The following is a 20,132-nucleotide window of genomic DNA, read 5'->3' as shown; positions in this document are numbered from 1 at the left end:
GGAGAACGTATCGGATGAAATTACTCTATACGGATGTTCGGACCCCCTTGACCCAGGTCCTGACACAAGAAGCCGTAGGGTTAGTAGAAAAGGGCAAGCGTGTGTTTTACATTGCGCCCAACTCTCTTTCCTTTGAAAAAGAAGCCAAGGTCTTGTCCTATTTAGAAGGTCAGGCTTCTTTTGCCATTACTGTCACGCGCTTTGCCCAAATGGCTCGTTATTTCATCCTGAATCAGGTTTTTGAGGAGCAACCCTTAGATGATATCGGTCTCGGCATGTTATTTTTTAAAGCTCTTTCCCACATGAAGGAGCAGGATCTTAAAGTTTACGGGGCCCTGCGTAAGGATCCTCAGTTTATCCAGCAACTGGTCCAGCTCTATCATGAATTGCAGACAGCCCAGATGGATTTTACAGATTTGGAGTTGCTCGAGGAAGCTGAAAAAAGAGAGGACCTCTTGGCGATTTTTGAAGCAGTCTCTGAGATGCTGGTCCAGCACCGGTATGAATCCCAGTCCAAGATGGCCTTTTTCCTCAATCAGGTCGAAGAAGGACGGCTGGAAGAGCAATTACAGGATGTAGCGATCGTCGTCGATGGCTTCACGCGTTTTTCTGCGGAAGAAGAGGCTTTGATTAGTCTCCTTCACCGAAAAGGAGTGGAGATTGTCATCGGGGTCTATGCCAGTGAAAAAGCCTATCGAGCAAGCTTTAGAGAGGGCAATCTTTACCAGGCTAGTGTTGACTTTCTCCTTCAGCTGGCTAAGACTTTTGAGGTACAGCCTCAGTATTGTGGGCAAGCGATTGAAGATTCCTTTAGTCGCATTACCCGCATGCTAGAAGCGCGCTACGATTTTTCACAAGTTGAAAATGAGCTCAAGGAGCACGACCGAACAGCGGTTCAACTCTGGCAAACCAATACGCAAAAGGAAGAGTTGGAATTTGTCGCTAAATCGATCCGTCAGCGTCTTCATGATGGGGCCCGCTATCGGGATATTCGGGTCTTGCTAGGCGATGTAGAAGCTTATCAACTGCAACTCAAGACCATTTTTGACCAGTATCAGATTCCCTTTTACTTGGGACGAAGTGAAGCCATGGTCCACCATCCCTTGATTCAGGTCGTTGAATCGCTAGGGCGGATCAAGCAGTTCAATTACCAGACAGAAGACGTTATCAATCTGTTGAAAACGGGTCTGTATAGTGATCTGACGCAAGAGGAAGTCGATGCTTTTGAGCAATACCTTCGCTTTGCAGAAGTAAAGGGTGCTACAAAATTTCACAAGCCTTTTACCAGCAATCGTCAGGGTAAGTTTAATTTGGAAGAGCTCAATACTCTCCGAGAACGCGTCGTAGAACCTCTAGTCCCTTTCTTTTCACAGCGCAAACAAAAGGTGACCCATCTCTTAACCGCCTTTACAGAGTTTCTGCAAGAGGCTCAGCTTTCTCAGAACCTACAAGCTTTGATCAAGGATCTATCCTTGGAGGAGCAGGAGCGCTATGATCAAGTCTGGAAGGCCTTCCTTCATGTCTTAGAAGAGTTGAACCTGGTCTTTGAGGACCAAGAGCTGACAGTGGATGACTTTTTGGCCCTCCTCTTATCGGGGATGCAATTGTCTCAATACCGGACAATTCCTGCTACGGTCGATGTAGTCACGGTTCAGTCCTATGACTTGATTGAACCCTTGACAGCGCCTTACGTCTACGCGATCGGGCTGACCCAGGAGCGTTTTCCAAAGATCGCTCAGAACACCTCTCTACTCAGTGAAGAAGAGCGCCAGCAGCTCAATGACGCCACCCAAGAAGGAGCAGAGCTCCAGGTGGTGACCAGCGAAAATCTCAAGAAGAATCGCTTTGTGGCAGTTTCGCTCCTCAATGCGGCGACCAACCAACTGGTTCTATCGGCTCCTAGCTTGGTCAATGAAATGGAAGATAGTGTCTCTCCTTACCTTGTCGAATTGGCCAAGGAGCCTATTGCCATCGAGTGGACGACCAAACAAGCCCAAGCTTCGAGTGATGATATCGGGACCTACCGAGCCCTTTTAGCGCGCGTGATCGAGCTCCATCAAGAAGAAATTACGAGTGAGTTGTCTCCTGAAGAAGCCAGCTTTTGGGGTGTGGCGGTACGGGTCTTACGCAAGAAATTAGCCACTGAAGGCATCCAGATTCCTCAAATTTCAACGGAATTAAAGAGCCGTCAGCTTCAGTCGGATACGCTTCAAGCGCTCTATCCAGAGGGCAAAGCATTGACCTTATCCGCTTCTGCCTTGAATGAATACTACAAGCACCAGTATGCCTTTTATCTGCGCTATGTCTTGGGCTTACAAGAAGACGAAACCATCCGGCCAGATGCTCGCAGTCATGGGAATTTCCTGCACCGGATCTTTGAAAAAGTCTTAAAAGATAGCTCCGATCAAGCGTTTGATCGGCGTTTAAACGAGGCGATTCGAGAAACCAGCCAGGAAGCAGAGTTCCAGCAATTGTATGCTGAAAGTGGAGAGACCGAGTTTATTCGTCAGTTGCTTCTTGATACCGCGAAAACAACCGGACGGGTCCTCGCCCAGCAAAATGGCATCGAGACCATTGGTGAAGAGACCCTCTTTGGAGGGAGCACCCACACCTCTTATCCATTGTCCGATGGCCGTCTTCTGCAGCTACGAGGCAAGGTGGACCGCATTGATCAATTGAGGGATCGGGGAGCCCTCGGAGTCGTGGACTACAAGTCCAGTCTGACGCAGTTCCACTATGACAAGTTCTTTAATGGCCTGAATTCTCAATTGCCGACCTATCTTTCTGCCATCCAGGATCTGAAGGAATACCAAGAAGAGCAGGGGATTTTCGGGGCCATGTATTTGGAAATGGGAGATCCTGTAGTGGATCTGAAAAAGACCAAGACAGTAGAGGATGCCATCAACCAAACCATGAAAAGTCAACAGTACAAGGGGCTCTTTATGGCAGATCAGGCGCCTTATCTGGGCGAGGCCTATGACAAAAACAAGGCCATGATGCTGAGTAAGGAAGAGCTGGACTTGCTCCTCTTGTACAACGCTTATCTCTATAAAACAGCAGCAGAAGGGATTCTCAAGGGGCAATTTGCCATCAATCCCTATAGTGAAAATGGGCGCAATATCGCACCATTCGTGGAGCAGTTTAAATCGATCACAGGATTTGAAGCGGATCGTCACCTAGGTCAGGCACGGTTCTTGACCAAACTAGACCAAAAAGGAATACGCGGTGAAAAGGTGAAAACCGCTTGGATCGAGAAGATGAAGGAGGTCTTGAACAAATGATCAAACAAGCATTTTTGACAAGAGAAGAAATCAAGGCCCTTCAGGCCCAAGAGGCAGTTTCTACCAAAGAGCAAAAGCGAACACCAGAACAGATCGATGCCATCTATAGTTCGGGGACCAATATCTTGGTGTCAGCCTCTGCTGGTTCGGGGAAGACCTTTGTCATGGTGCAAAGGATTTTGGATCAGATCCAGCGAGGCATCTCGATTAAGGAGCTCTTTATCTCGACCTTTACGGTCAAGGCAGCAGGGGAGCTCAAGGAGCGTTTGGAAAGTGAACTTGGAAAAGCCCTGCAAGCGAGCGATGACCCAGAGCTCAAGCAACACCTGGCCCGTCAAATCGCAGATGTCGCCACCAGCGATATCGGAACCATGGACTCTTTTACCCAAAAGGTCCTAACGCGCTATGGCTATTTGCTTGGGTTGGCGCCTCAGTTTCGCATTTTACAAAATGCCAGTGAGCAACGCATCTTACAAAATGAAGTCTTTCAAGCTGTTTTTGACCGCTATTACCAGGGGGAAAACCAAGAAGCCTTTGTGCAGATGGTCAAGAATTTCACAGGGCAGCGCAAAAATTTGACCTTGTTTAAAGAACAGATCTACCAGATCTATGACTTTCTTCAGTCGACCAGTGATCCGGAGAAATGGCTGGAAGAGCATTTCCTAAAAGGTTATGAAGAGACCGATTTTGACCAGGTGGAAGCTACTCTGATGGAGAGCATCCAGCAGGCCCTCTATGAGGCAGAAAGCTTTTTTGCCTTTCATTTGTCCAATGAAGGCCAAGCATTTGGTAAGGCCAAATATTTGGAAGCTGTAGAAGAGGTGCTCGATCAGATTGGAAGCCTGACAGGTCGCACCAATAAAAAGCAACTGACCTCTGTCCTAAAAGCTGTCGTCGCGATTAGTCGGGCTTCAAATGGGGGAGCTTTGACCAACAGAGCCCGTAAGGAAGAGTTGAAAGAGTTAGTCACAGCCTATAACCAGGATAAAACCATACATATCAATCGCCTCAGAGACTTGGAAAATCAGCTCTATCAGCTGGAATTTCAACAAACCTTCCACCAAGAAGAAGGCCCCATGCTCTCCTTGCTGCGGGACTTTATCAGAGACTTTGCTCTCGCTTACTTGGAGCGAAAAATCCAAGAAAAAGCTTATGAATTTGGGGATATCAGTCATTTTGCCATTCAAATTTTAGAGCAATTCCCAGAAGTGAGACAAGCCTATCAAGAGCGCTATCATGAGGTCATGGTCGATGAGTACCAGGATACCAACCACACCCAAGAGCGGATGTTGGACTTGCTGTCAAATGGCCACAATCGCTTCATGGTGGGAGATATCAAGCAATCCATTTACCGCTTCCGTCAGGCAGATCCACAGATTTTTAATGATAAATTTAAGGCTTATCAAGAAGAAGGGGCGAAAGGACGGTTGATCCTCCTCAAGGAAAACTTCCGGAGTCATGTGGAGGTATTGGACGCGACCAATGATGTCTTTCGCCATTTGATGGACGAAGAGGTAGGAGAGATTGACTACAATCAAACCCATTATCTGGTTGCAGGAAGCGACAAGCAGCGGATGGCCTTGCCACAACATCGAGCAGAATTTTTGCTCTATGATGGCTCCCAAGATCAGGAAGAAAAGACTGAAGACGAGGAAGCTTCCCTTGGAGTCGAGACGATTTCCAAGGGAGAAATTCTCCTGGTCATCAAAGAAATTTTACGTCTCCATCGGGTGGAAAAAGTGCCCTTTAAAGAGATCACGCTCTTGACTGCGACTCGAACGAGAAATGATGCGATACTGGAAGCTTTTGACCAGTACCATATTCCGATTGTGGCAGATAGCGGACAGGCGCATTATCTTGAGTCACTGGAAGTAATGGTCATGTTGGATACCTTGCGGACCATTAACAATCCCTTGCATGATTATCCCTTGGTTGCTCTCATGAAATCCCCCATGTTTGACTTTGATGAAGATGAGTTGGCACGGATTTCCTTACAGACGCTTCCAGAGCAAAAGCAAGTGGCCTTCTACCACAAGGTCCAGTTAGCCCTTGAAAAGACTGCAGAGCAGGCACGGTTGATTGATGCCAAGCTCTCAGCTAAAATCGAGAACTTCCTCAAAATTTTATCCGCATGGCGCGCTGCTGCCAAGACCTCTTCGCTCTATGATTTGCTGTGGAAAATCTATGATGATCGCTATTACTATGACTATGTCGGCGCTCTTCCAAATGGGGCCCAGCGCCAGGCCAACCTCTACGCTTTGACGCTTCGGGCCAATGATTATGAGAAGGCCAGCTTCAAGGGCTTGTCGCGCTTCATTGCTATGATCGACAAGGTGATCGAAAATGAACACGATTTGGCCAGCGTCCCTCTTGCGGCTCCAAAAGATGCCGTCCAGCTCATGACCGTCCATAAGAGTAAGGGGCTGGAATTCAAGTATGTCTTTATTCTCAATATGGACAAGGCCTTTAACCGTAAGGATCAATCGGGGCCAATCATTCTCAGTCGTCAAAAAGGGATTGGCTTTAAATATGTTGCGAACCTGCCGGTTGAGACAGAAAATCCAGCTGCTCCAGAAACCATTCGCCTGCAGATCGAAACACCTTGCTACCAACGCAATGTGGAAGAAACAAAACTGGCCACAATTTCTGAGCAGATGCGTCTTCTTTATGTCGCCATGACACGGGCTGAGCTCAAGCTCTATTTGGTCGGAAAAGGCCGTGAGGACAAACTGCGTGATACCGATTGGGGGACTAGTCGCAATGGCAAGCTGGATCCGGAAAAACGAAAAGAATGGACCTCTTATCAGGACTGGCTCTTTGCTATTCAAGATGTATTTACCAAGAATACCCTAGCCTATGACACGCGTTTTGTGACAGATGAAGACCTGACACCAGACCAGCTGGAGCCACTAGAGAAGGAAAAGGATGCCCGCCTGGATCAGCTCAAGGATGTCCGCCAGTCAGAGGATATTCGCCGGGCCTTGGATATCTTGGAAAATGTTGATCGTCTCAATCAGCTCTATGCTCCGGCCATTCATTTGCCAAGTGTCCGTACTCCTAGTCAGATTAAGAAATTCTACGAGCCGGTCATGGATGCCAATGGCGTCCAGATTATGGATGCAAAGACTGTGACGCCTGAGTTTGAGCTGCCAACTTTTGGTCAAGAAAAAGCCGTGACAGGAGCCCAGGTCGGTAGTGCTGTCCATGAACTCATGCAGCGCGTGCCTCTTGAAGAAGAAATCACGCTAGATACACTGCGTCAAGCCTTGGAGCAAGTTCAAGCAGAGCCAGCGGTCAAAGCCCGTATCAAGCTAGAGGCCATCCTTGCTTTCTATGAGACGCCTTTGGGGGCCTTGCTTCAAAAAGAAGCCCCACGTGTCCGTCGCGAAGCTCCCTTTGCCATGCTGAAGAAAGATCCAGCCAGTGGTGAGGACTTCGTCGTGCGGGGGATTTTGGATGGTTACTTGGTGCTAGAAGACCGGATCCTGCTCTTTGATTATAAGACGGATCACTACAAGGTTCCTAGCCAGTTGGTCGAACGCTACCGGGATCAGCTCGATCTCTATGCAGAAGCTCTTCGTCGTTCTTATGGCAAAGAGCAAGTAGAAAAATATCTCGTGCTTCTAGGAGGAATCCATCTAGAAGTGGTGAAAGTGGAGTAAATCATGGCAATTGCACAGGAAAACATCGAACGGATCCAAAGAATGGAAGGTTATTTGAATGACTATGCCAAGACTTTGGAAGAAACCAAAAAAGCAGTGGAACAACTAAGAGAGCATCAAGAAAGCTATATCCAACTGCGCGATTATTATAGTAGTCAGGCCTATTTTGATGATTTGGACTTGTCCAATCAAGCTGACTTTCCAGAAGATCTTCCTTGTGGTGTCTTGTCCGAAGATGCCGTCTATGATTTGTTAGACGAGCATTTTCAGATGGGAGTGGAACTCTTGGAGATCGCAACGAAGATGATCAAAGAACGGTGAAATCATTCTTTATATTTTATCTTTCCTTAGGTGACGGCGGACGCTAGGTGAAATTATCCAGTGGATGATTTCAGCAATCCATGAAGTTCCATAGCTAATTATTGAGCCTAGGGTCTCAATAATTCCGAGTACCTGAAACAGCTCCTGTTTCAGGTACTTTTGTCACTGCGGAAAGAAAAATATGTAAATGATGACATAGAGAATTGTGGGATTACTTGACTAATTCATTGGATATTTCGACTGACTTATTAAAATGTAAAAGCAACTAACAGATACAAAAAAAGCCCCGGTTGCCCGGAGCTTTTTGAATGATTAGTGTGAGACACGGCGACGTGCTGCTTTTTTGCGGTTTTCTTCGATGAAAGCTGCTTTTTGTTCTTCTGGTTCGATTACTTTTTTCTTGAATGTGTAAACTGCACCTGCGACAGCAGCAACTGTACCAGCAACACCAGTAACAAAACCTTTACCAAATCCTTTAGCCATGAGAATTTCTCCTTTTCTGAACTTTAAATATTTATGTTATAATATATGGTAACGAAAAAACGTGAATTTTGCAAGGAAAAACGATGAAAACCAAGATAATTGTGATTGTGGGACCGACCGCTGTTGGAAAGACAGCTCTTGCGATCGATTTAGCACAAGCCCTCAATGGTGAAATCATTAGTGGCGATAGTCAACAAGTCTATCGCAAGCTGGATATTGGAACAGCCAAGGCGACACCAGAAGAGCAAGCTGCAGCTCCCCATCATTTGATTGATGTGCGGGAGGTGACCGAGTCTTACTCGGCTTTTGATTTTGTAAGAGAAGCCAAGACTGCCATTGAAGAGATCACAGCCCGAGGTAAGCTTCCTATCATTGCAGGTGGGACAGGCCTTTACATCCAAAGTTTGCTCGAAGGTTATCATCTAGGTGGTGAAGTTCCTCATGAAGAGATTCTGGCCTATCGCGCTCAATTGGATTTGTTGTCGGATGAAGACTTGTACCAAAGGGTAGCGGAGCAAGGACTTGTGATTCCTCAGATCAATCGCCGTCGGGCCATGCGGGCTCTTGAAATTGGGCATTTTGGGCAGGACCTCGCAAACGAAGAGACCGATTATGAACCCTATCTCATCTGTCTAGATGATGATCGATCCTTGATCTATGAGCGCATCAATCGCCGAGTAGATCGCATGCTAGAGGAAGGCTTGCTGGATGAAGCTCGGTGGCTCTATGATGACCATCTGGAGGTTCAGGCAGCTAAAGGGATTGGTTACAAGGAACTCTTTCCTTACTTTAAGGGAGAGCAGAGCCTTGAGGAAGCCAGTGAGATCCTCAAGCGCAATACGCGGCGCTTTGCCAAACGGCAGTTGACCTGGTTTCGAAATCGGATGGAAGTAAAATTTTACGCCATTTCTGCCCCCCACTTCAAGGAGCAGGTTCTTGCAGATGTAAAGGAGTTTTTACAGCATGATTGAAACAGAAAAAAAACAAGAACGCATCCTTTTGGTCGGTGTGGAACTTCAAGGTATGGACAATTTTGACATGTCTATGGAGGAGTTGGCGAGCCTGGCTAAAACAGCTGGTGGGGATGTCCGGGGCTCTTATACACAAAAGCGGGAGAAATACGATACCAAGACCTTTGTCGGCTCAGGAAAACTCGAAGAAATCGCTCAAATGGTCGAAGCAGATGAGATTACGACCGTGGTGGTCAATAATCGCCTAACCCCCCGTCAAAATGTTAACTTAGAAGAAATCCTTGGGGTTAAGGTCATTGACCGGATGCAGTTGATTTTAGATATCTTTGCCATGCGGGCTAGGAGTCATGAAGGGAAGTTGCAGGTACATTTGGCCCAGCTCAAATACCTCTTGCCACGCCTTGTCGGTCAAGGGATCATGCTCAGCCGTCAAGCTGGGGGGATTGGTTCTCGTGGTCCAGGGGAAAGTCAGTTGGAGTTGAACCGCCGGAGCGTTCGCAATCAAATCACCGATATTGAGCGTCAGCTCAAGGCAGTTGAAAAGAACCGGGAAACCCTTCGTGAAAAACGCTTGGAATCACCTGTCTTTAAGATTGGTTTGATCGGCTATACCAATGCAGGAAAGTCGACCATTATGAATCAGCTGACCAGTAAGAGCCAGTATGAAGCCGATGAACTCTTTGCGACCTTGGACGCAACAACTAAGAGCATCCATCTAACTGGTAATCTGCAAGTGACGCTGACCGATACGGTTGGTTTTATCCAAGATCTACCAACAGAGTTGGTTTCGAGCTTTAAGTCAACCTTGGAAGAAAGTAAGAATGTAGACCTCCTGGTCCATGTCATCGATGCATCTGATCCTAATCACGAGGAGCATGAAAAGACGGTGCTTTCGATCATGAAGGATCTGGATATGCTGGAGATCCCTCGCTTGACGCTATACAACAAAGCAGATAAAGTAGCAGACTTTACACCAACCCAGACACCTTTTAGCTTGATTTCAGCACGCTCTGAGACAGCCCGTGAAGATCTCCAGGCTTTGCTCCTAGAAAAACTGAGAGAACTCTTTGTTCCCTTTACCATTCGCGTTCCCTTTTCAAAATCTTATCGGACACATGATCTAGAAACAGTAGCGATCATTGACCAGCGCGAATTTGAAGAGGATGTCGAGGTCATTCAAGGCTATATCGCAGAGAAAAATAAGTGGAAGTTGGAAGAATTTTATGACGGATTACGTTGATTTAGCAATAAAATATGGAGGCTATACCAGCCTCGATCGGGTCTACCTGACCAATCTTTTAAGCACAATCCCTGAGGAATTGCGTCTCCGTGTGATTACGCCTCCCCCAAGTGTGATCAACGCCTATTTCGCAGAGCTCTATCAAAAGAAGAGCCCCAAGGAGGCCATGGATTATTTCTTGGACTTGAGTCGGGTATTTGACTTATTCACAGTTCAGCAAAGCTTTGATGAACGAAAGCCCTTTATTCGCCTCAACTTATCTGGGAAGTCTTATGGCTTGGCTTACGTAAATGAAGAGCTAGCCTGTGTCTTTGCTGAACATCCAGCAGAGGAAATCGGCCCTTCGATTTTATTCGAAATTGCAGAGATCTTTCCACATTGTTTGGTCTTTGAAAAAGATGGCAAGATCTGCTTGCAAGAGGCTGAGCCAGAAGTGGTCACTAAAACAGAAGCCCTCTCAGCCCTGACTGACTTGATGACCTTGGAAGATGGACGCTTGAAACTATCAGGATATAACCAAGAGGAGCTCCTTGAGCTAGCGCAAGCCTACCCAGGCAACCTTTCTTTCCGTTCAGAGAACCGGACGGCCATGATTTATATAGATAGAAAGTAGACAATGGACATTCAATTTTTAGGAACGGGAGCTGGGCAACCCTCAAAAGCCCGTAATGTATCGAGCCTAGCGCTCAAATTGCTGGACGAGATCAATGAAGTCTGGCTCTTTGATTGTGGCGAAGCGACACAGAATCAAATTTTAGAAACGACTATTCGTCCGCGAAAGGTTAGCAAGATCTTTATTACTCACCTACACGGAGACCATATTTTTGGTTTGCCAGGTTTCCTCTCTAGTCGGGCCTTTCAGGCCAATGAAGAGCAGACGGATCTGGATATCTATGGACCAGTAGGGATCAAATCCTTTGTCATGACCAGTCTTCGCGTATCAGGCTCTCGCCTGCCTTACCGCATCCATTTTCATGAATTCGATGAACATTCTCTAGGTAAGATTTTAGAAACCGATAAATTCACGGTCTATGCCGAGGCCTTGGACCACACCATTTTCTGCGTGGGTTACCGGATCATGCAGAAGGACCTCGAAGGGACGCTGGACGCAGATAAGCTGAAGGCAGCGGGTGTTCCCTTTGGGCCGCTCTTTGGTCAGGTTAAAAATGGCCAAGATGTCACCCTGGAGGATGGCACTAAGATCATTGCAGCGGATTATATTTCAGCTCCTCGACCTGGTAAGATTATCACGATCCTCGGAGATACCAGAAAGACTGATGCCAGCGTCCGCCTTGGAGTCAATGCGGATGTCTTGGTCCATGAGTCTACCTATGGCAAGGGCGATGAGAAAATTGCTAAGAAACACGGTCACTCGACCAATATGCAGGCGGCAGAAGTGGCGCGTGAAGCTGGAGCAAAACGCCTTCTTTTGAACCACATCAGTGCTCGCTTCTTATCAAAAGATATCAGCCAATTGCGCAAGGATGCGTCCAGCATTTTTGAAAATGTCTATGTCGTCAAAGATTTGGAAGAAGTGGAGATATAAGATGCGAACCATTCTCATAACAGGAGCAAGTGGAGGATTGGCCCAAGAAATGGTCAAGCTCCTCCCTGAAGATCGGCTGATTCTCCTAGGTAGAAATCAAGAAAAATTGGAAAAGCTCTATACCAGTCATCCTCAAGCTGAATGCATCGGGATCGATATCACGGATTCCTCAGCCGTCCAAGATTTGGTAGAAGAGCTCTATCAGCGCTATGGACAGATCGATTTCTTGGTCAACAATGCAGGCTATGGAATCTTTGAAGAGTTTGACCAGATTACCAATGAGCAGATTCATGCCATGTTTGAAGTCAATACCTTTGCCCTCATGCAGTTTTCACGTTTGATTGGTGCGCACATGAAGGAAGCAGGCAAGGGGCACATTGTCAATATCGTCAGTATGGCGGGGCTCGTTGCAACAGCCAAATCCAGCCTTTATTCAGCTACTAAGTTTGCGGCCATTGGCTTTTCCAATGCCCTGCGTTTAGAACTCATGCCTTTTGGTGTCCATGTGACGACGGTTAATCCAGGCCCCATCCGGACCACTTTCTTTGACCAGGCAGACCCAGACGGAAGCTATGTCAAAGCTGTGGACCGCTACATTTTGGAACCCGACTTTGTAGCCAAGAAGATTGTAAAGAACTTTGGAAAAGCAAAACGCGAGCTCAATCTTCCTTGGCTCTTGAACTTGACCCACAAGCTCTATACCCTTTTCCCTCGCATCTCGGACAAGCTAGCCTGCAAGATGTTCAATTTCAAATAGGAGGAGATCGATGGCCGCAAATATTCAAGCCTATTTAGAGAACCTCCGGCAACCCTGGGGACAGATCTATTATGATATCCTTTTTGAACAATTAAAAGACATCAAAGGTAAGCGAGTCCTTGATTTCGGCAGTGGCTTTGGCCTTGTAGCCAATCACTTGGCGCAAGACAGTGAAGTCCTTGCTGTGGAACCTAATGAGGAAATGGTGGCCTTGCGGACCCAGGACCATTCCTACCAGCAATTCGTCGGAAGTCTGGAGCAGATAGAGAGCTTTGAAGATGCCAGTTTTGATGTCATCCTTTGCCACAATGTCTTGGAGTATGTGGAGGATCGCAAGGATGTTCTCAAGGAATTCACCCGTCTCTTAAAACCAGGAGGCCTGCTCTCTATCGTCAAGCACAATGAGGTTGGCCGCGTCCTACAGACCGTCGTCTTTGAAAATGATACTCAGAAGGCGCTTGATCTCTTAACCGGTCAAGATCTGGAAACCCACTCCATGGGTTTGGCACAGGCCTATGATCTAGATAGAGAAGTAGACGATCTAGCCCTCGAAGTTCAGGACTACCAAGGGATCCGTGTCTTTTATGCCTTGCAGGACAACCGCTTCAAGGGCCAAGAAGGCTGGCGAGAGTCTATGCTTGAGATGGAGCTAGCTGTTTGCCAAGAGTCCCCTTACCGGGATATCGCCTTCTTCCAGCACTATCGGTTAAAAAGGAGTTAAGATGTTAGATTATAAAAAAGAAATTCCAGCGATGACAGACCTACTCGCACTCTACAGCTCGGTGGGTTGGACCAATTATACCAACAACCCATCTATGCTGGAACAAGCTGTCAAAGCTAGTCTCTGGCAGTTGGCCGTCTATGATGAGAAAGAGCTCGTCGCCTACATTCGCTTGGTAGGTGATGGCCACTCGGTTATTTTTGTGCAGGACCTTTTGGTAAGACCAGATCACCAGCGCCAAGGCATTGGAAAGAAACTCTTAGAAGAGGCTTTAGCGACCTTCCCAAATGTCTACCAACGGCTCCTTGCCACTGAACGTAGCGAGAAAAATCTAGCCTTTTACCAATCCCTGGGCTTTGTTGAACTTTCCGAGCAATCCTGTACAGGGATGATCTATATGAAATAAAGAGAGTGGGACAGAAATCGGTAATTCGTAAGAATTCGATTTCGTCGTACCACCTCCGCACAGTTGAGTAGGGCTGTAAAAGCTGATGAAATCAGCGTAGTAGAGCCCACTCAACCACTGCGTCTTGCTCGACAATCCAAAGACAATTGAGAGGCTAGGACTTTTGTCCCAGCCTCTTATCTATTTGACTGACAAAAGGGGGGATTGATGGTAAAATGAGGATGAGATTAGGAGGAGATGGAATGAAGAAGAAAATAAAATGGGGCCTTGTCTTATGTTCGGTACTTATACCAGTATGTTTGAGTGCCTGCAAACAAGGAACTGTAGAAAAACAAGGTTCTTCGAATAAAGAAGTACAGAAGAAAATCGATCGAAAAAACATTCATTTTGACAAGACAGGACCTGCAGCAACATTTGATTGGGATGCAAAGAACAGTATCAGATACATAACGTTCGAAAAACTTCCACAATATATGAGGTCAGATGATAGCGATGGTATTTCAATATATGGACAGCAACCGAATGAAGCCTCTCTATCTGAGGAAGGAAGGGTTCAAAAAGCTTTGCAGGTCGTTGAAGGAGTCTATGTAGATCAAAGTAGAATAGACACAGTAATCAAGGCCAATGGGGCAAAAAATCAAGAAGATATGTATACTCGACTCTGGAACGATTATATTATCCCTAAAATTGAAAAAAACAGTAGTACTTTTGATCCAAATACTTATGTGGAATATCTTGGTGAGAAGTACCCCCTCAAAATATATGGTCCGATGTATTTGAAGCTCATGACGAATGCATTGAGCTTTGGAAAAAAATATGAGTTAAAGGTCTATGCAGTTAAGGGAAACAAAGTATTCATTCGCATTCAGGTACCAACTTACTTCCCAGAGCTTTTATCGAGAGGGAATAAATATTATAAAAATCCTAATGAGTCAGATTTCAATCAAGCCTTCTATGATTGGCTCGATGAATTCCATCAAAGGTATGCTGAAAAAGAAACAAATCGTGATGATCATATTTCCTATATCATGCTTTCAACAGTTTTACAACAGTTAGTTAACAAAAATTTCGAGGCAACCTCATTATCCGGTTATGCTGATAGTAAAACTTCGCCTACGGAATTCACGGTTGAAATGGAAGTGACAAATCAAGGTGATGTTCGAATTGATTTAAAAAACTTGGCTATTCTCTTACAAATCCCTCAACAAATGAAGGGGGATAATCAGTATGGTAAGCAAGATGAGAATAATATCTTTTGGACCATCCCATCTGGAAATAATAGTGATGGACAAAAGGTAAAAGAAAAATTAAAGAATTTTAACCCAAAAAATCCTGTTAAAAGCTATGCGATTGGAGAGCCAGTTCTATTTGCTAATGGCTTAGAAGTTACACTGAATAGTGTAACAGACGATCCAAATTTGGATGTTCAGGATGATCAAGACCGTATCGATACAAAGAAAAAACAACATCGATTGATCGTCGAATTCACCCTATCAAATACAACACCTCTCAGTATTGAAAATACTCCAGATTATACAAATGTAGATCTCTATGATGGCCATGGCAAATCTGCTTATATGCTGAATAATACTTTAAATTACAAACAGCCAACAGTCCTTGAAGCAGGAGAATCTGGTATATATAAAATTAACTATTTAACAGATGGGGATGGACCATTTACGGTTGTTTATGGTGATGCAAAATGGGTCGTTCAAAAATAGTCATGTCATATAATAGGAACTTCTCAATTATCATTAGAATTTTCAATCGGTTCATAGGTTGTTCAGATATGACTGCTGTAAAAAATTAATCGATTAGGTCGGATTTAGCAAGGAGGTCAGGCTATGAAGCCCAACTATTTCAAACTATTCGCAGGAATTCCACTTATTCTTTGTTTCTTTCTTCTTTCCAGTTGCAAGATCATGAAACCGAGTGATTATAAAAAGGCGAAGGAAGTAGTCAGCAGTGAGCTTGCTAAGGTTGGTCTGCATGGGGATGTGACCATAAACAAACTGGATTGGACTGCTTTGGAAATCCCAACTTATCATGTGTCTTATACCTACTCTGAGAAAACCTATGATGGACAAACAGTGACATTAGAAACGGATACGGTGTTTCATAATGATTGGACAGATACAACTAGTGACCATCTTCCAGAGTATAAGGAAGCGTACTTGAAGCAGCAATCTGTCCAAAAGAAGGAGAAGAAAATTGAGGGACAATTAAAGAAGCAATCTCTAGGTCTTCCTATTAGTTTCTTTGGTTTTTTATCTAACTCCAACCGTGATGAGAAGGAGCAAATTCTAGATAGTATCGCAAGTCAAAATCTCAAAGAAGGGAAAAAGGACTTTGCCGGTTACTATCAAATCCCTTTTCAGACCTTAATCGATCAAGAGTTAATCCGTATGACTATTTATATAGAGGATGGTGTATCCGTTAAGGAAAAAGACTTAAAAGCAGCAGCCAAAAAATTAGACGCTAGCAAACTGCCGGATGGTGCCTATGATTTCTATTATTCCAAAGGTAGTTACGCCGATTCTATCAGTTACTCATTTAAAGTTAAAGATGGGAAAGTTGTTTTTTATGAAGATCAAAATATTCAGAATTGAGTAACCGAATACAAGAAAAAGATCTAGTCGTGTTTGACTAGATCTTTCATGTTTCTTAGAAGTCTTCCTTCTTCTTAAGTTTCAGAGAAGCAATAGCTGTAGCGATTAATGTCATACCAGTTACAAGAAGTCCTAAATGATCTTCCGTTCCTGTTGAAGGAAGAGATCGTTTACCTTCTTTAGGCTTGTCACTAGATTTAGGAGTTTCACTAGATTTTGGCTTGTCACCAGGCTTCGGCTTATCTCCGTTGGATGATGGAGTTTTTGGTTTGCTTGTGCTTGTTGTTGGAATATATGGTTTATCTGTTGATGGTGGAGGTGGAAGAAGTTTATTCACCACGTTTCCTTTATCAACGACAAGGTTTGTTGCAGAAGCAAAGTCGCTTGCAGAGACCTTGATGGTTGTATCTGAAAGTTGGTAACCACTTGGAGCTGAGAGCTCTTTGATGACATACTCTTTAGCTTCAAATCCAACGAAGCTTGCAAGTCCGTCTTGACCAGAAATCGCTTGTGCTTGGCCTTGACCATAAGGATTTGCAACAGGTGTCACACCATCCGCTTCAAAGAGTCCAAATACCGCACCGGCAAGGTAATCACCCTTTTCATCTACCTTACGAACTCTAAGGGTGTAAAGTTTCAATTCAGGATTATTCACTGTTGGTGGAGTTGGTGGGATGACCTTATTGATAAAGGTTTTCTTCGCACCGTATGAAACAACTGCTTGGATAGCGTTTGATGCTTCATCTTTTGTGACGGTCACTGTGACATCCACTTGACCTTCGTCATATTGGATATTTGCCTGATCAGCTGGTAGGACTTCTTTAATGGTATATTTATGAGTACCAATCATCGCTTCCGTGTAGGCGATCGCATCAAATGTCACTGTACCATCTGCAGCATTTTGTTTTGTTTGAAGAACAGTTCCATTTTCGTCCAAGAGGTTAAAGCTAAATTCACCACCTTGAAGGTCACAACCTTCTAAAATCTTGCTTGTGGTAATTTGTTTTTCACTTGGAGTTGGAGGTGTTGGAGGTGTGTACGTGTTGGTGAAAGTAGGAGTATCCTTTTTACCGTCGTATTGCACATCCGCATTCAATTGTCCATTTTCGTCTTTTGTAACAGTTACTGTTACAGTATGAACAGATTCATCATAAGTGATTGCTGATTCTGGTGTAGCTGGTTTTTGTTCAACAATTGTGTAGGTGAACGTACCAGCTTCATTAAATCTTACTGGATTGAAGAGAATATCCCCATTCTCACCATTTGTCTTGGTATCAACGAGCGTACCATTTTGATCCTTGAGAAGGAAAGTAAACTCATTTGCTTTCAGTGTACGATCGCTCGAACCATTGATCGCCAATACTTTTTTAGCCTTGAATTTAGCTGTCGTTGGTTTCACTGTTGGAGGAACAGGTGTCGGAGGTGTTTTCGTATTTGTAAACGTATCTCCTTTTTCAGCATCCCCACCTGAGTAAGTCACAGTAGCAACGAGTTTGTCGTTTACTTTCTTCACCTCAACAGTAGCAGTGATGGTTTGTGTGCTATAGTTGATAGAAGCATCAGTACCTTTATTTTCGGTAATGGTGTATGTGTGTGTTCCTTCTGCAGTATAAGAAAGTTCCTTAAAGGTTACAGTACCATTTGCCTTGTTCTTGGCAGTTTCAAGGGTATTATTTCCTTCTTTCAAGACAAATTCAAATTGATCATCTGTCAACGGTAAGTTTGTTTCACCTTCTTTAAGGAGCTTGTTCACTTGAAGTGTAGCTGTTACACTTTCTGTTTTAGGAGCTTCTTTTTTGTTGGTGAACGTATCTGTGTCAGTTTGACCATCAGAGTAGCTGATTTGTTCTACAACCAAGGCGTTGTCTTTTTCAACCACTACAACCGTGGCCGTGATGGTTTTATCGCTGTAGGTAATGCTTTTGTCCGTACCTTTTGTTTCAGTGATGGTATATTTGAATGTCCCTGCTTTGTCTACAGTGATGTTATCAAAAGTAATCGAACCATTTTTTTGGTTCTTGGCTGTAGCAACAACTTTATCGTTTGAATCTTTTGCAACAAACTCAAAGTCATCGCCCTTGAGTTCACCACCTTCAAATGCTTTTTTAAGGTTTAAGGTCACCTTAGCATTTGAAACTTTTTGTTTGTTTTGAGTATTGGTGATCGTATTTTTTTCTTCACCATCTCCACCTGAGTAAGTGACAGTAGCAACGAGTTTGTCGTCAGTTTTCTTCACTTCGACAGTAGCCGTGATGCTTTGAGTACTATAGTTGATAGTAGCATCCGTACCTTTGTTTTCAGTGATCGTGTATGTATAGCTACCTTCTTTATTGAAGGTTAGAGACTTGAAGTTAACAGTGCCGTCTGCTTGGTTCTTGGCAGTTTCGACTACTTTGTTGTTTTCGTCTTTCAAGACAAACTCAAATTGACCTTCTGTGACTGGAACTTGTTTATGTTCCTGATCACCAGCTACTTCGAAAGCTTTTTTAACGACAAGGTCTGCAGTAGTTTCAGTCACCTTTGGTTTGTTTGATGTGTTGACCACTTTAATCACGTTGTTATCATCAATTTTCTCAACTTTAGAAGTGTAACCTTCTGGAGTGTTTGTTTCCACTACTGAGTACTCAATCTTCTTACCGTCTTTGATACCTGGCAATTTCGTAAATTCTGCTTTCCAGCCAGAAGCTTTTGTAAGGGTTTGTGTTAACCCATCCAAGGCTTTGCCGTCCGCATACAATTGAACCGTGATATCTTTACGGTCAGCTTCATCATCACCAACCCATTCTTTTTGAACAGTAACTGTTTGATCTCCAGTAACCCAGTATTTCAATTCTGTATTGTTCCAGAATGCTGGGTCAGTTTGAGGTGTTGTGATTTCATCAGCTGTCAATGTAGCATTGTTATCTACTCTGATGGTTGTCTTAGGAATTAATGTTTGGTATTCAACGATCAATTCATCGCTTGATGCTGTTTTAAAGACATCACTGACGTCTGATAAATTCACAGTAAATCCATTGCCGTCCGCATCGAATTTCACATGTTGCCAGAAGTCCCAACCAGAAGCCACCACTTGTCCACCTTTTCTTAATGTAAAGGATGGTTTCAAGTAAGTTCCCACAAAGAATTCATTTGCAGCGTGGTTAGCAGCAGGAGCAAAAGTGATTTTTGAGTAATCGACTGCTGGAGCTTGGATTTTATCTGATACAACAGGGTTTGTCAAAGCTTGTTTCTTACCATCTCCATTGATACGGATGAACCATTTTGTCAGATAGTAGTCATCTCCAACATTCAACCATGCATAGTTTTCAGATGCGTCTAATTTGAATTGCTTAGTTACATAGTCACCAGTAAGGTTGTACTTGTTCAACACAGATTCAAATACTCCAGGTCCGTCAGGACGAGTGATAACAACGGATTCAGATCCAACCTTAGAAGTGGCAGTTTTATTTCCAGGATTTCCTGGTGTGCTATCCCATTCTGCTTTGTATGAGAAACCACCCTTAACGTTTTGGTTCATGGATTCGATTGCTTTTTTAAAGGTGAAAGTAATCTTTTTGTTTGTCATTGAAATGGTTGCGACTTCAGCTCCATTTGCTTGGAGTGATTGAGTTGCAATTTCAGTGATATTAACACCTTCTGGAGCGTCAATAGTAAATGTATCACCGTCTTTAACTGATTTACCAGTTAAATCCCAGTCAAATGAAAAGGTAACCTTTTGTCCATTTGTTTGGGCCTTTAAGTTGGTGACGGTTGGTGAAACAGTGGCCGCGCTTACGGGTTTGATCACAGACAAGCCCAAGGCTACCACACCGATGATAGCTACAAATGCAACTATCTTTTTATAAAGAGATTTCAATTGGCCTCATTTCCTTTCTTCTGCCTGCCCTTTCCGAGGCTTTTCTATATAGTGATATATCCTAAAATAGAAAGGCTTCTAATTTCTACTCCATGAAACCAGCTGCCTCAGTTTAGGATAGATCGATGAATTATATGCTCCTCTTTATGCATTAAAAGAAAACAAACCCACCGACAAAATCAGCTCAAACCCTCTAACTACGTTTGTTTAGATAGAAAAACAAGGGAAATGACAAGCGTCATAATGTTAAAGTGATAATAAACGTTGCAAATTTTAACA

General features: G+C 44.2%; 14 protein-coding genes. 12 read left to right on the top strand and 2 right to left on the bottom strand.

What is annotated here, in order from left to right; all coding sequences use genetic code 11:
- The first annotated feature begins 14 nt into the window (after positions 1-14).
- Genes rexB through WKT08_RS02210 form a run of 3 tightly spaced genes read left to right on the top strand, consistent with a single transcriptional unit; the run spans position 15 to position 7,264 of the window.
- A complete protein-coding gene (gene rexB, locus WKT08_RS02220; protein WP_340279709.1) occupies positions 15-3,281 on the top strand; it encodes an ATP-dependent nuclease subunit B in 3,267 nt (1,088 codons plus the stop codon).
- Positions 3,278-6,943, top strand: a complete 3,666-nt coding sequence (gene addA / locus WKT08_RS02215; protein WP_340280092.1) for a helicase-exonuclease AddAB subunit AddA — start codon at positions 3,278-3,280, stop codon at positions 6,941-6,943. The genes rexB and addA overlap by 4 nt, the downstream gene beginning before the upstream one ends.
- Positions 6,944-6,946: 3 nt before the next feature.
- A complete protein-coding gene (locus WKT08_RS02210) occupies positions 6,947-7,264 on the top strand; it encodes a DUF4298 domain-containing protein (RefSeq protein ID WP_340279708.1) in 318 nt (105 codons plus the stop codon).
- Positions 7,265-7,576: 312 nt separating this feature from the next.
- Here WKT08_RS02210 and WKT08_RS02205 read toward each other — a convergent pair whose 3' ends face one another.
- The gene (locus WKT08_RS02205; RefSeq protein ID WP_003002781.1) at positions 7,577-7,747 is read right to left on the bottom strand and encodes a DUF3042 family protein; all 171 of its coding nucleotides are present in this window, start codon (positions 7,745-7,747) and stop codon (positions 7,577-7,579) included.
- Positions 7,748-7,830: 83 nt separating this feature from the next.
- On the opposite strand from WKT08_RS02205, the gene miaA reads away from it, so the two are divergent.
- From miaA to WKT08_RS02160, 9 genes are all read left to right on the top strand, one after another.
- On the top strand, positions 7,831-8,718 hold the full coding sequence (miaA, locus tag WKT08_RS02200; RefSeq protein ID WP_155124760.1) for a tRNA (adenosine(37)-N6)-dimethylallyltransferase MiaA: 888 nt from the start codon (positions 7,831-7,833) through the stop codon (positions 8,716-8,718).
- Positions 8,711-9,958 (top strand): GTPase HflX, encoded by a 1,248-nt coding sequence (gene hflX / locus WKT08_RS02195; protein WP_031576943.1) that lies wholly within the window; start codon positions 8,711-8,713, stop codon positions 9,956-9,958. The genes miaA and hflX overlap by 8 nt, the downstream gene beginning before the upstream one ends.
- Entirely contained in the window at positions 9,942-10,571 is a 630-nt protein-coding gene (locus tag WKT08_RS02190; protein ID WP_340279705.1) for a cystathionine beta-lyase, read from the top strand. The genes hflX and WKT08_RS02190 overlap by 17 nt, the downstream gene beginning before the upstream one ends.
- 3 nt (positions 10,572-10,574) lie before the next feature.
- Positions 10,575-11,504, top strand: coding sequence for a ribonuclease Z (gene rnz / locus WKT08_RS02185; protein WP_003011107.1), 930 nt, complete (start codon positions 10,575-10,577; stop codon positions 11,502-11,504).
- Position 11,505: 1 nt separating this feature from the next.
- The gene (locus WKT08_RS02180; RefSeq protein ID WP_340279703.1) at positions 11,506-12,261 is read left to right on the top strand and encodes an SDR family NAD(P)-dependent oxidoreductase; all 756 of its coding nucleotides are present in this window, start codon (positions 11,506-11,508) and stop codon (positions 12,259-12,261) included.
- Positions 12,262-12,271: 10 nt separating this feature from the next.
- Entirely contained in the window at positions 12,272-12,982 is a 711-nt protein-coding gene (locus tag WKT08_RS02175) for a class I SAM-dependent methyltransferase (protein WP_340279702.1), read from the top strand.
- A 1-nt stretch (position 12,983) separates the two neighbouring features.
- The gene (locus WKT08_RS02170) at positions 12,984-13,388 is read left to right on the top strand and encodes a GNAT family N-acetyltransferase (RefSeq protein WP_340279701.1); all 405 of its coding nucleotides are present in this window, start codon (positions 12,984-12,986) and stop codon (positions 13,386-13,388) included.
- Between the two features lie 242 nt (positions 13,389-13,630).
- Positions 13,631-15,109: a hypothetical protein gene (locus WKT08_RS02165; RefSeq protein WP_340279700.1), complete on the top strand. Its 1,479-nt coding sequence runs from the start codon at positions 13,631-13,633 to the stop codon at positions 15,107-15,109.
- 123 nt (positions 15,110-15,232) lie between these two features.
- Positions 15,233-15,997, top strand: a complete 765-nt coding sequence (locus WKT08_RS02160) for a hypothetical protein (protein WP_340279699.1) — start codon at positions 15,233-15,235, stop codon at positions 15,995-15,997.
- A 55-nt stretch (positions 15,998-16,052) separates the two neighbouring features.
- Here the strand turns inward: WKT08_RS02160 and WKT08_RS02155 are convergent, their stop codons facing one another.
- Complete coding sequence (locus WKT08_RS02155; RefSeq protein ID WP_340279698.1) at positions 16,053-19,853, bottom strand: Spy0128 family protein; 3,801 nt, start codon at positions 19,851-19,853, stop codon at positions 16,053-16,055.
- Positions 19,854-20,132 lie beyond the last annotated feature (279 nt).

This window comes from Streptococcus sp. HCA-5024 (assembly GCF_037890265.1).
GTDB lineage: Bacteria > Bacillota > Bacilli > Lactobacillales > Streptococcaceae > Streptococcus > Streptococcus lingualis.
Note: the sequence above shows the minus strand (reverse complement) of the source record. Positions and strands in the feature narration are given on the sequence as shown.

What these genes read in the sequence shown, in the direction of transcription:
- rexB (WP_340279709.1), top strand. Translation starts at nt 15, where the DNA reads ATGAAATTACTCTATACGGATGTTCGGACCCCCTTGACCCAGGTCCTG.
- addA (WP_340280092.1), top strand. Translation starts at nt 3,278, where the DNA reads ATGATCAAACAAGCATTTTTGACAAGAGAAGAAATCAAGGCCCTTCAG.
- WKT08_RS02210 (WP_340279708.1), top strand. Translation starts at nt 6,947, where the DNA reads ATGGCAATTGCACAGGAAAACATCGAACGGATCCAAAGAATGGAAGGT.
- WKT08_RS02205 (WP_003002781.1), bottom strand. Translation starts at nt 7,747, where the DNA reads ATGGCTAAAGGATTTGGTAAAGGTTTTGTTACTGGTGTTGCTGGTACA.
- miaA (WP_155124760.1), top strand. Translation starts at nt 7,831, where the DNA reads ATGAAAACCAAGATAATTGTGATTGTGGGACCGACCGCTGTTGGAAAG.
- hflX (WP_031576943.1), top strand. Translation starts at nt 8,711, where the DNA reads ATGATTGAAACAGAAAAAAAACAAGAACGCATCCTTTTGGTCGGTGTG.
- WKT08_RS02190 (WP_340279705.1), top strand. Translation starts at nt 9,942, where the DNA reads ATGACGGATTACGTTGATTTAGCAATAAAATATGGAGGCTATACCAGC.
- rnz (WP_003011107.1), top strand. Translation starts at nt 10,575, where the DNA reads ATGGACATTCAATTTTTAGGAACGGGAGCTGGGCAACCCTCAAAAGCC.
- WKT08_RS02180 (WP_340279703.1), top strand. Translation starts at nt 11,506, where the DNA reads ATGCGAACCATTCTCATAACAGGAGCAAGTGGAGGATTGGCCCAAGAA.
- WKT08_RS02175 (WP_340279702.1), top strand. Translation starts at nt 12,272, where the DNA reads ATGGCCGCAAATATTCAAGCCTATTTAGAGAACCTCCGGCAACCCTGG.
- WKT08_RS02170 (WP_340279701.1), top strand. Translation starts at nt 12,984, where the DNA reads ATGTTAGATTATAAAAAAGAAATTCCAGCGATGACAGACCTACTCGCA.
- WKT08_RS02165 (WP_340279700.1), top strand. Translation starts at nt 13,631, where the DNA reads ATGAAGAAGAAAATAAAATGGGGCCTTGTCTTATGTTCGGTACTTATA.
- WKT08_RS02160 (WP_340279699.1), top strand. Translation starts at nt 15,233, where the DNA reads ATGAAGCCCAACTATTTCAAACTATTCGCAGGAATTCCACTTATTCTT.